The following is a 299-nucleotide window of genomic DNA, read 5'->3' on the forward strand; positions in this document are numbered from 1 at the left end:
AACCTCGATTCAATTGAAAATCCCCGACGGGATCATCCCCGCATGCGCGGGGAGCACTATCCACAAGCCCGCTCGTTGAGGTCTTGGCGAGGATCATCCCCGCATGCGCGGGGAGCACCTCTCTGAGCCGAAGACGCCCGGCTCGGTCGTGGGATCATCCCCGCATGCGCGGGGAGCACTATCCACGTGATTTGCGTTGCGTCAAGAGAGAAGGGTCATCCCCGCATGCGCGGGGAGCACCGCCCGGGCGTGAAGTGCTTTGTGAGAATGCGGGGATCATCCCCGCATGCGCGGGGAGC

This window comes from Olsenella uli (genome assembly GCF_901212655.1).
Classification (GTDB): Bacteria; Actinomycetota; Coriobacteriia; order Coriobacteriales; family Atopobiaceae; genus Parolsenella; species Parolsenella uli_A.